We start from the raw sequence: 12,644 nt of genomic DNA on the forward strand, positions 1-12,644 counted from the left end.
TTATGAATGAACATATAGCTGTAAAGGAATTGTCAGAAAAACTTTTAGAAGATTATAAGACTGAATCTTCATTCTTTTTCGCTTCACCAACTCGAACTATATTAGCAGAAGGAGAGTTTACTACAGTAAAGCATCGTGAAATTGAAAATTTCCCAGAGCTTGTGCAAGCGACATTAAGTAATGCGAAACAAGCTGGAAATCCAAATCCTATCGTTGTGGGTGCTTTGCCATTCGATCGTAGAAAAGAAGTCCAACTTATCGTACCAGAATATAGTAGGATTTCTGAGCGTTTACAATTGGATACAACAAATCAGCTTGAAACAAATGAGAACGTAACATTTGAAATGACGCCAGTACCAGACCCTGAAGTTTATATGAATGGTGTGAAGCAAGGAATTAAAAAAATACAGGACGGTGATTTAAAGAAAATCGTTCTATCTAGATCGTTAGATGTTAAATCTTCGGAAAAGATTGATAAGCAAAAACTTCTGCGAGAATTAGCAGAACATAATAAGCATGGTTATACATTTGCTGTGAATTTACCGAAAGATGAAAAAGAGAACAGTAAGACGCTAATTGGAGCAAGTCCTGAATTACTTGTTTCACGTAATGGTATGCAAGTTATTTCTAATCCGTTAGCTGGTTCAAGGCCACGTAGTGAGGACCCAGTAGAAGATAAAAGAAGAGCAGAGGAATTACTTTCTTCTCCAAAAGATTTACATGAACATGCGGTAGTAGTTGAAGCGGTTGCCGCTGCACTTCGTCCGTATTGTCATACATTACATGTTCCAGAAAAGCCATCAGTTATTCATAGTGAAGCGATGTGGCATTTGTCTACAGAAGTGAAAGGTGAACTGAAGGATCAAAATACTTCTTCTTTACAATTAGCAATTGCCCTTCATCCTACGCCAGCAGTTTGCGGAACTCCGATGGAAAAAGCAAGAGAGGCTATACAGCATATTGAGCCATTTGACCGCGAGTTCTTTACAGGAATGCTAGGATGGAGCGATTTAAATGGAGATGGAGAATGGATTGTTACAATTCGTTGTGCTGAAGTACAAGAAAATACACTGCGTTTATATGCAGGAGCTGGAGTTGTTGCTGAGTCAAAACCAGAAGATGAGTTAGCAGAAACATCAGCTAAGTTCCAAACAATGCTAAAAGCTTTAGGATTAAGAGATAGTTCACTTAATGAAAAATAGGGGGAAGAAAGAATGCTAGTAGGTTATACAGAATGGCCAAAAGAATTTGCCGATCATTATCGAGAAGAAGGATGTTGGCTTGGTGAAACATTTGGAGGAGTGTTAAGAGAGCGGGCTGAGAAATATGGAGATCGAATCGCGGTTGTAAGTGGTAAGAAGCATATAACATATAGTGAACTTGATAAAAATGCAGATCGTTTAGCAGCAGGTTTACTGAATTTAGGAATAAAGAAAGAGGACAGAGTTGTAATCCAGTTACCTAACATTATCGAGTTTTTCGAAATATGTTTTGCACTATTTCGAATTGGAGCGCTTCCTGTCTTTGCACTACCTTCACATCGAAGCAGTGAAATTAGTTATTTTTGTGAGTTTGGCGAGGCGAGCGCTTACGTTATTTCAGATAAGGCTCTCGGTTTTGATTATCGAAAACTAGCAAGAGAAGTGAAAGAGAAAGTGCCAACTTTACAACGTGTAATTGTAGTGGGGGAAGAAGAAGAGTTTGTGAACATAAATGATCTGTATATGGATCCCGTCTCATTACCAGAAGTTCAGCCAAGTGATGTTGCATTTCTCCAATTATCAGGAGGGACAACAGGTCTTTCTAAATTAATTCCTAGAACACATGATGACTATATTTATAGTTTACGTGTAAGCGCTGAAATTTGTAATTTGAATGCAGAAAGCGTCTATATGGCAGTTCTTCCAGTAGCACACAATTACCCAATGAGTTCTCCAGGGACATTTGGAACTTTCTATGCGGGTGGAAAAGTGGTATTGGCAACTGGTGGTAGTCCAGATGAGGCATTTGCTCTTATTGAAAAAGAAAAAGTTACAATTACAGCGCTCGTTCCGCCATTAGCAATGATTTGGCTTGATGCTGCATCTTCTCGTAATACCGATTTATCGAGCCTAGAGGTTATTCAAGTAGGTGGTGCTAAGTTTAGCGCTGAGGTTGCAAGACGTATACGCCCTACATTTGGATGTACGTTACAGCAAGTATTCGGTATGGCGGAAGGATTAGTGAACTATACAAGATTAGACGATCCGGAAGAAATTATTATTCATACACAAGGTAGACCAATGTCTGCACTCGATGAAGTACGAGTTGTTGATGAAAATGACAACGATGTACAACCTGGCGAAGTAGGTAGTTTATTAACAAGAGGTCCATATACAATTCGTGGTTACTATAAAGCTGAAGAGCATAATGCACGATCATTTACAAAGGATGGATTTTATCGCACAGGCGATCTTGTAAAAGTAAATGAAAAAGGATACATCATTGTAGAAGGAAGAGATAAAGATCAAATTAACCGTGGTGGTGAGAAAGTTGCTGCGGAAGAAGTTGAAAATCATTTATTAGCACACGATGCGGTCCATGACGTAGCAATTGTATCTATGCCTGACGATTATTTAGGTGAACGCACCTGTGCTTTTGTTATAGCTCGCGGACAAGTTCCGGCAGTAAGTGAATTAAAAATGTTTTTAAGAGAACGTGGTATAGCGGCTTATAAAATTCCAGATCGAATTGAATTTATTGAATCATTCCCGCAAACAGGAGTCGGAAAAGTCAGCAAAAAAGAACTACGTAAAGTCATTGCTGAAAAACTTATTACAGTAAAACAATAATAAAAACCGGAAGGAAGTGATTAGATGGCTATCCCATCTATTTCAGTATATAAAATGCCAATTGAATCAGAACTACCAAAAAATAAAGTGAATTGGACACCAGACCCGAAACGTGCAGTACTTTTAATTCATGACATGCAAGAATATTTTCTTGATGCATATAGCGATAAAGAATCACCAAAAGTAGAACTTATTTCAAATATTAAAATGATAAGAGAAAAATGTAAACAACTTGGTATACCAGTTGTTTATACAGCGCAACCTGGTGGACAAACGTTAGAACAAAGAGGTTTATTACAAGACTTTTGGGGTGACGGTATTCCTGCTGGACCAGATAAAAAGAAAATTGTTGATGAACTTACTCCTGATGAGGATGATATATTCCTAACAAAATGGAGATATAGTGCATTTAAAAAGACAAATCTATTAGAAATTTTAAATGAAAAAGGAAGAGATCAACTCATTATTTGCGGTATTTATGCGCATATTGGATGCCTTTTAACAGCTTGTGAAGCATTTATGGATGGTATAGAGCCGTTCTTTGTAGCAGATGCAGTTGCTGATTTTTCACTAGAGCATCATAAACAAGCATTGGAGTATGCATCTAATAGATGCGCAGTAACGACATCAACAAACCTACTGTTAAAAGATTTACAAAGTGTAAAAGGTGATGAGAGTGAAGGAATCACTATACAGCAAGTACATGAACTAGTTGCACAACTACTTCGTGAGTCAGTAGAGAGTATTGATATTGATGAGGACTTATTAAATAGAGGGCTTGATTCGGTCAGAATTATGAGTTTAGTAGAGAAGTGGCGTCGTGAAGGGAAAGAAATCACGTTTGCAGATTTAGCAGAACGTCCAACTGTTGCAGGTTGGTACAGCTTACTATCTTCACAAACAGCACAGGTGCTGTAACAAATAGACTACATAATAAAGGGGTAGTAAAGAATGCCTAACAGTCAAAAGATTCGTCATTCGTTATCATCTGCGCAGTCTGGCATGTGGTTTGCGCAACAATTAGATCCGCTTAATCCGATATATAATACTGGGGAATATGTAGAAATAAACGGGAATATTCATCAAGACATTTTTGAATTAGCTGTACGTAAAGTTGTAATGGAAGCAGAAGCACTTCACGTTCGCTTCGAAGAGGATGAAATTGGCCCATGGCAAGTTATTGAAGAATCACAGTTTCATATGCATTTTATTGACGCTCGGAAAGAAGAAAACCCTGAAGAAGCTGCTAAAGTATGGATGAAAAATGATTTATCTATACCAGTCAATTTGAAAAAAGATACATTATTTACTGAAGCACTTATTCAAGTTGAAAATAATCGTTTCTTTTGGTATCAGCGCATCCATCACATTGTGATGGATGGCTATGGATTTTCACTTCTTAGCCAAAAGGTAGCGAATGAGTATACATCACTTATAGAAGAAACAAACAAGAGTGAAAAGCTATTTGGTTCTCTTGCAAAAGTCGTGCAAGAAGATATCGAGTATCGTGAGTCTAAACAATTTCAGGAAAATCGTACTTTTTGGTTAGAAAAGTTTGCAGATGCCCCAGAAGTTGTAAGTTTGGCAGAACGAGCACCGAGAACATCAAATGGATTTTCACGAGAAACAGCTTATTTATCTAGTTCTAGCACGAAAACTTTACTAGAAGATATCAATATTTCGTTAACAAGTTGGCCGGAATTCATTGTGGCTGTAACAAGTATTTATATGCATAAATTAACAGGTGAAAATGATATTGTTTTAGGTTTACCGATGATGGGACGTCTAGGTTCTGTATCTATTCATACACCAAGTATGGTAATGAATTTAGTTCCACTTCGTATCACAGTAACTCCAAATATAACTCTTGCGGAATTATTGCAGCAAGTTTCTAAAGAAATCCGAGATGTACGTCGCCATTATAAATACCGTCATGAGGAATTAAGAAGAGACTTAAAGTTACTAGGTGAAAATCAAAGGTTGTTTGGACCGTTAGTGAATGTTATGCCTTTTGATTACGGGCTTAATTTTGCTGGAAATCGTGGTATTACGCATAACTTATCAGCAGGACCTGTAGATGATTTATCGATAAATGTATATAAACGTTTTGATCAAAATGAGCTAATGATTCATTTTGATGCGAATCCCGAAGTATATAATGGCGCAGAGCTAGCATTGCATAAAGAAAGATTTATGAATCTATTTGAATTAGTAATAAATAATTATGAGAAAAACGAGCCGATTGGAAAAATAAACATTACTCTGCCTGAAGAAAATCATAAAGTTTTATTGGAATGGAATGAAACGAAGGAAGACGATGAGTTAATCAGTTTACCTATATCATTTGAAAAACAAGTGCAAAAAAATCCAAATAAACTAGCGATTACTTGTGACGGTGTAATCCTTACGTATAAAGAGCTAAATGAACGAGCGAATGAACTAGCACATTATTTAGTAGAAGAAGGAATACGACCAAATCAGTTTGTAGCTTTAGTATTCCCTAGATCAATAGAAATGGTAGTTAGTATGCTAGCAGTCTTAAAGGCTGGTGCAGCGTATTTACCAATAGATCCAGAATACCCAGCAGAAAGAGTTAATTATATAGTAAATGATGCAAAACCAGTTTGTATCATAACACATTCATCTGTTTCATCTAAGTTAGTTATAGAAAAGGATATGAAAAAAATTGTATTAGATGACGAAGAAACGAAACTAGCGTTACATACATATTCTCGTATGAATATAGCATGTAAGAATGATGTATCACTTTTAAACCCAGCCTATACAATATATACTTCAGGCTCAACAGGAAACCCAAAAGGTGTAATTGTTCCTATGAGAGGTTTAAGTAACTTTTTAATGGCTATGCAGCAAAAGTTTTCATTAAATGAAAATGATCATTTATTAGCAGTTACAACGTTTGCGTTTGATATTTCTGCTCTAGAAATTTATTTACCTCTTATTAGTGGTGCAAGTTTAACAATTGCGCAAAAAGAAGACATACAAGAGCCATCAGCATTAACGACACTTTTACAAGAAGAAAGAGTGACAATTATGCAGGCTACACCGACGCTTTGGCAGGCGTTAGTAACTGATTATCCAGAGAAGCTACAAGGGCTAAATATACTTGTTGGTGGTGAAGCTCTCCCAGCGCATTTAGCAAATAAATTAAAAGAATTAGGTTGTTCAATAACTAATTTATATGGACCAACTGAAACGACGATTTGGTCTACTTTCATGAACATTGATGAAGGTGAAAAGGGTATACCACCTATTGGAAAGCCAATTTGCAATACAGAAGTGTATGTATTGGATGCAGGGCTACAACCAGTTCCACCTGGAATTATTGGTGAATTATATATTGCAGGGGAAGGACTTGCAAGCGGATATTTAGGAAAACCTGAGTTAACAGCTGAACGGTTTGTTGCAAATCCTTATGGAGAATCAGGGAAGCGCATGTACCGTACAGGAGATCTTGTGAAATGGCGTAGTGATGGTGCGTTAGAGTACATTAGTCGCGCAGATCATCAAATTAAAATTCGTGGATTCCGAATTGAATTAGCTGAAATTGAAACGGTATTACAACGACATGAAAATATTCAACAAGCGGTAGTAATGGTACGAGAAGATCGTGCAAATGATAAACGCATCATTGCGTATATCGTTGCAGAAGAAAAGGAACCGATTAATCTTTCAGAAATTCGTTCTTATGTTTCAGAAAGTTTAGCGAATTATATGATACCATCGGCATTTGTTGTGCTAGAAGAATTACCATTAACGCCAAATGGTAAGGTTGACAGAAAGAAATTACCTGCTCCTGATTTTAATGGAATGAACAACGAGAGAGTTGCTAGAAATCCGAAAGAAGAAATATTATGTGATTTATTTGCAGAAGTACTTGGTGTTTCTCGAATTAGCATTGATGATAATTTCTTTGAAATGGGTGGACATTCACTTCTCGCATCTCGTTTAATGGCAAGAATTCGTGAAACGTTAAGTGTGGAATTAGGAATTGGGAAACTATTTGAATCACCAACTGTTGCCGAACTGGCGAAACAATTAAACCATGCAAAAAGCGCAAGACCAGCTATTCAGAAAGCAAGTAGGCCAAATGAAGTTCCACTTTCATTTGCACAGCGCAGGTTATGGTTCTTAAATTGTTTAGAAGGTCCAAGTCCTACTTATAATATTCCGCTAGTCATTCGTATGAATGGAATATTGAATCGGGAAGCATTACAAGGTGCTTTTTATGATGTAGTTGAGAAACATGAAACACTTAGAACAATTTTCCCTAACGTATTAGGTAGTTCCTATCAGAAAATTTTAGATATGGAAAATTTAAATCTAGAAATGGTTATAACTAATACATGTAAAGATGAATTAGAAAGTGTACTTTCAGAGGCGGTAAGATATAGCTTTAACCTCGATATTGAGCCGGCAGTTCGTTTGCAACTTTTTACAGTGAGTGAAAACGAACATGTATTATTAATTTTATTACATCATATTGTAGGTGATGGCTGGTCATTACAGCCGTTAACGAGAGATTTTACAGCGGCGTATAAAGCACGATGTCAAGGTGACAGAGTTCAGCTGGAGACACTACCAGTTCAATACGCAGATTATGCACTTTGGCAACAGCAATTGCTAGGTGATGAAACGACACCAGAGAGTCTTATTTCAACACAATTAGATTTTTGGAAAGAAGAACTTAAAGGTTTACCAGACCAAATGGAGTTACCTACAGATTTCCAGCGTCCAATTGAGACGAGTTACCGCGGGGAAACAATTCATTTTCATATAGATGAAGGTATGCATAGTAGGTTAGTAGAGCTTGCACGTAAAAATGGAGTTAGTTTGTTTATGGTATTGCAAGCAGGGCTTAGTGCACTATTTACAAGATTAGGTGCAGGCACTGATATACCAATTGGAAGTCCGATTGCTGGAAGAAATGATGATGTACTTTCAGATATCGTTGGTTTATTTGTAAATACATTAGTGTTACGTACAAATACGTCAGGAGATCCAAGTTTTAAAGAATTATTAAATAGAGTGAAGCAGGTAAATCTTGCAGCTTATGAAAATCAAGATGTTCCATTTGAAAGGCTTGTTGAAGTGTTAAATCCAGTACGTACTCGAAACAGCCACCCGTTGTTTCAAGTTATGTTAGCTTTTCAAAATACACCAGAAGCAACGTTTCATGCACCAGATTTAGAAGCGAGCCTTGAAATTCAAAGCGTTGGTTCTGCAAAATTTGATTTAACATTTGAAATTAGTGAGAGTAACGAGGTTGATGGTACTCCGAACGGTTTACATGGATTACTAGAGTTTAGTACCGATTTATATAAACGTGAAACGGTTCAAAAACTAATAGAACGATTCATTTTGTTATTAGATGATGCAGCTACAAATCCGGATCAATCAATTGGCAGATTAGAAATATTAACTGTAGCAGAGAAAAATACAGTGTTAGAAAAGTGGAATGGTGGTTTTCAAATTGCACCAGAAATGACATTGCCACAATTGTTTGAAAAGCAGGCTCATATAAATCCAAATTCTATAGCTGTTGTCTTTGAAAATAAGAAATTAACTTATGAAGAGTTAAATAGAAAAGCAAATAAAATAGCTCGATTCCTAATAGCAAAAGGGATTGGTCCTGAACAACTCGTTGCTTTAGCGATGCCAAGATCATTAAACATGGTTGTAAGCTTATTAGCTGTTCTTAAAGCTGGTGCCGGATACCTTCCGTTAGATCCAGATTACCCAGCAGACCGCATTTCATTTATGCTACACGATGCGAAACCATCATGTGTTTTAACGAATTCAGAAGTGGAAATTGAATGTGATGAGGCACTAAAAGTTTTAGTTGATGATGTGAAAGTAATAGCAGAAGTTGAGAAATATAGTGATGACAATATTGATGAAGTGGAACGAATTAAGCCATTATCTCCATCACATATTGCTTACGTTATTTATACGTCAGGCTCAACGGGTAGACCGAAAGGCGTTATGATACCTCATCAAAATGTAGTAAGACTTTTAGGAGCAACTGATCATTGGTTCCAGTTTGACGGAAACGATGTTTGGACGATGTTCCATTCATACGCTTTTGATTTCTCGGTTTGGGAAATTTGGGGACCTTTATTATACGGAGGGCGTTTAGTTGTAGTGCCACATACTGTAAGTCGCTCACCGAAAGAATTTTTACAGCTTCTTGTTAAAGAAAAGGTTACGGTTTTAAACCAAACTCCATCAGCGTTCTATCAATTGATGCAAGCAGATCGTGAAAATGAAGAGATTGGCCAAAAATTATCTTTACGATATGTTGTTTTTGGAGGAGAAGCACTTGAGCTAAGTCGCTTAGAAGATTGGTATAGTCGACATCCTCATAACGCACCAAAGCTTATTAATATGTACGGTATTACGGAGACGACAGTACATGTTAGTTATATTGAATTAGATGAAACTATCGTCTCTTTACGAGCAAATAGTTTAATTGGGTGCAGTATACCTGACCTTAAAGTGTATGTGTTAGACAACTATTTACAACCAGTGCCACCTGGAGTAGTTGGAGAAATGTATGTTGCAGGTGCAGGGCTTGCGCGTGGATATTTAGGAAGAGCAGGATTAACGGCTGAACGCTTTATCGCAGATCCATTTGGCAAGCCAGGTACAAGAATGTATCGTACAGGAGACTTAGCTCGCTGGCGTAAAGATGGGACGCTAGATTATATAGGACGTGCAGATCATCAAATCAAAATTCGTGGGTTCCGAATTGAATTAGGAGAAATAGAAGCAGTCATAATGAAGCACCCTAAAGTTGAGCAAGTAGCCGTTATTGTACGTGAAGATCAACCAGGGGATAAACGGTTAGTTTCTTATATCGTTGCATCAAATAATGAAGCGATTGATACGAATGAAATGCGTCAGTTTGCTAGTGGTAGTTTACCAGATTATATGGTTCCATACGCTTTTGTAGTAGTAAATGAGTTACCTTTAACTCCAAACGGTAAATTAGATAGAAAGGCATTGCCAGCTCCAGAATTTATTGCATCATCTTCTAGTCGTGGTCCAAGAACACCGCAAGAAGAAATGTTATGTGACTTGTTTACAGAAGTGCTAAGTGTACCTCAAATTGGAATTGATGACGGATTCTTTGATCTTGGTGGCCATTCACTCCTTGCAGTGCAACTTATGAGCCGCATGAAAGAGGCGCTTGGAGTGGAACTAAATATTGGCACTTTATTTGCAGCACCGACTGTTGCAGGGTTAGCTGAAAGACTTGAGATGGGGAATGGTCAAAGTGCACTTGATGTGTTGCTTCCATTACGAGCAAGCGGGGATCAATTACCACTATTTTGTGTACATCCAGCTGGTGGATTAAGTTGGTGCTATGCAGGACTTATGAAATCTTTAGGAACAGATTATCCAATCTATGGTGTACAAGCACGAGGTATTGCTAAAAATGAAGAACTTCCAAAAAGTTTAGAGGAGATGGCGGCGGATTACTTGAAACATGTTCGTGAAGTACAGCCTCATGGACCATATAGTTTACTAGGTTGGTCGCTTGGAGGAAATGTTGTGCATGCAATGGCGGCGCAATTACAAAATGAAGGGGAAGAAGTAGAATTACTCGTTATGCTTGATTCTTATCCTGGACACTTCTTACCGAATACGGAAGCGCCTACTGAAGAGGAAGCGTTAATCGCATTACTTGCTTTAGGCGGATATGACCCAGATAACATGGAGGGTAAACCACTTACAATGGAAAGTGCAGTTGAAATCCTTCGTAAAGATGGAAGTGCATTAGCAAGTCTTGAAGAAGAGACTATATTGAACTTGAAAGAAACATATGTAAATTCAGTAGGGTTGTTAGGGAAATATGTACCGAAAGTTTATAACGGAGATATCTTATTCTTTAGATCTACTGTTATACCAGACTGGTTTGATCCTATTTCTCCAAATACGTGGCTAAATTATTTAGATGGGCAAATTGTGCAGCACGATATTGATTGTAGACATAAAGATCTATGTCAGCCAGGTCCACTTACGGAAATTGGACAAGTATTAGCGAAATATTTGCAGAATAAGAAAGGGGTAAGTAGAGTATGACGAATCCATTTGAAAATGATAATTACACATATAAAGTATTAATAAATGAGGAGGGCCAGTATTCTCTCTGGCCTGCTTTTCTCGATGTACCTATTGGCTGGAATGTCGTATATGAAGAAGCTAGTAGGCAGAGCTGCTTAGAATATGTTGAATATAACTGGAAAGATTTGAATCCACAAGGTAATCAAGTTCGCGAAAAAACATTAGTAGGAAAACGATAATGAAAGAAAAACTAAATCCAAAAGTAGTTGTAAGTATCGTTTATATAACTGCGATGTTTATGGCTGCGATGGACGCAACGATTGTAAATGTAGCACTGCAAACGATAAGTAGAGAACTACAAGTACCTCCATCTGCAATGGGGACGGTGAATGTTGGGTATTTAGTTAGTTTAGCTGTTTTCCTTCCGATTTCTGGTTGGTTAGGAGATCGTTTTGGTACGAAAAGAGTATTTTTAATTGCTCTTTTCGTATTTACAATTGCATCTGCTTTATGCGGAATGGCTAACGATATTACTTCATTGAATATTTTCCGTATTATTCAAGGTGCTGGCGGAGGGCTTTTAACACCGGTTGGAATGGCGATGTTATTTCGAACATTTTCACCAGAGGAAAGACCGAAGATTTCCCGGTTCATTATACTTCCAATTGCTGTAGCACCAGCAATTGGTCCTATCATCGGTGGTTTCTTTGTAGATCAAATGTCTTGGCGTTGGGCATTTTATATTAATCTACCGTTTGGAATCGTTGCATTGCTATTTGGACTTCTATTTTTAGCAGAACATGTTGAAAAATCAGCTGGTCGCTTTGATTCGCTCGGCTTTATTTTATCAGCACCAGGATTTGCGATGCTCATATATGCACTCAGCCAGGGACCATCAAAAGGGTGGATTTCTTCAGAAATTATGAGTACTGGGATAGCTGGGGTTGTATTCATTACATTGTTTATAATTGTAGAACTGAAAGTAAAGCAACCGATGTTAGATTTACGCTTATTAAAAGAACCAGTCTTTAGAAAGATGAGCATTATATCATTATTTTCATCAGCTGGTTTATTAGGAATGTTATTTGTTTTTCCTCTTATGTATCAAAATGTGATAGGAGTTTCTGCACTGGAATCAGGACTTACGACATTTCCAGAGGCGATTGGATTAATGATTTCTTCACAAATTGTACCATGGTCATATAAGAAATTAGGAGCTCGAAAGGTAATTTCTATTGGATTAATATGTACGGCGGTTATATTTGTTTTATTGAGTTTTGTAAATCATGATACGAATCCGTGGCAAATCCGGGCATTATTGTTTGGTATCGGTATTTTCTTAGGTCAATCTGTCGGTGCGGTTCAATTTTCTGCCTTTAACAATATCACGCCACCTTCTATGGGGAGAGCGACTACTATATTCAATGTGCAAAATCGACTAGGTTCAGCAATAGGAGTAGCGGTTTTAGCTAGTATACTAGCTGGTTTTGGAGGTAATAACGTTCAATCCGATTTTTTACCATATCAAGCAGCATTAATTGGGTCAGCAATATTTTTGCTCATAGCACTACTATTTTCTTTACGTATTTCCGATAAAGAGGTAATGTCAAAGAAGAAAGAAAAAACATTATCTGTATCAGAAAAAGAGAAAGTACTTGTCAATGAATAACAATATACGTATGCTTTTTATGAAAATTGATATTCGTTGAATAAAGGAGAGTT

General features: G+C 37.3%; 6 protein-coding genes. All 6 read left to right on the plus strand.

What is annotated here, in order from left to right:
- Positions 1 to 2: 2 nt before the first annotated feature.
- The 6 genes from dhbC to BM089_RS07595 are packed head-to-tail and all read left to right on the plus strand — an operon-like array spanning position 3 to position 12,591.
- Entirely contained in the window at positions 3 to 1,202 is a 1,200-nt protein-coding gene (gene dhbC / locus BM089_RS07570) for an isochorismate synthase DhbC (RefSeq protein ID WP_065228799.1), read from the plus strand.
- Between the two features lie 12 nt (positions 1,203 to 1,214).
- The gene (locus tag BM089_RS07575) at positions 1,215 to 2,831 is read left to right on the plus strand and encodes a (2,3-dihydroxybenzoyl)adenylate synthase (RefSeq protein ID WP_065228800.1); all 1,617 of its coding nucleotides are present in this window, start codon (positions 1,215 to 1,217) and stop codon (positions 2,829 to 2,831) included.
- A 24-nt stretch (positions 2,832 to 2,855) separates the two neighbouring features.
- Positions 2,856 to 3,749, plus strand: coding sequence for an isochorismatase family protein (locus BM089_RS07580; RefSeq protein ID WP_071714333.1), 894 nt, complete (start codon positions 2,856 to 2,858; stop codon positions 3,747 to 3,749).
- A 33-nt stretch (positions 3,750 to 3,782) separates the two neighbouring features.
- Positions 3,783 to 10,940 (plus strand): amino acid adenylation domain-containing protein, encoded by a 7,158-nt coding sequence (locus BM089_RS07585; RefSeq protein WP_090976499.1) that lies wholly within the window; start codon positions 3,783 to 3,785, stop codon positions 10,938 to 10,940.
- The gene (locus tag BM089_RS07590) at positions 10,937 to 11,161 is read left to right on the plus strand and encodes an MbtH family protein (protein WP_000184059.1); all 225 of its coding nucleotides are present in this window, start codon (positions 10,937 to 10,939) and stop codon (positions 11,159 to 11,161) included. The genes BM089_RS07585 and BM089_RS07590 overlap by 4 nt, the downstream gene beginning before the upstream one ends.
- The gene (locus BM089_RS07595; protein WP_000660202.1) at positions 11,161 to 12,591 is read left to right on the plus strand and encodes an MDR family MFS transporter; all 1,431 of its coding nucleotides are present in this window, start codon (positions 11,161 to 11,163) and stop codon (positions 12,589 to 12,591) included. Before BM089_RS07590 ends, BM089_RS07595 begins: the two co-directional genes overlap by 1 nt.
- Positions 12,592 to 12,644: the final 53 nt, after the last annotated feature.

The organism is Bacillus sp. 5mfcol3.1, from assembly GCF_900114335.1.
Taxonomy (GTDB): Bacteria; Bacillota; Bacilli; order Bacillales; family Bacillaceae_G; genus Bacillus_A; species Bacillus_A thuringiensis_S.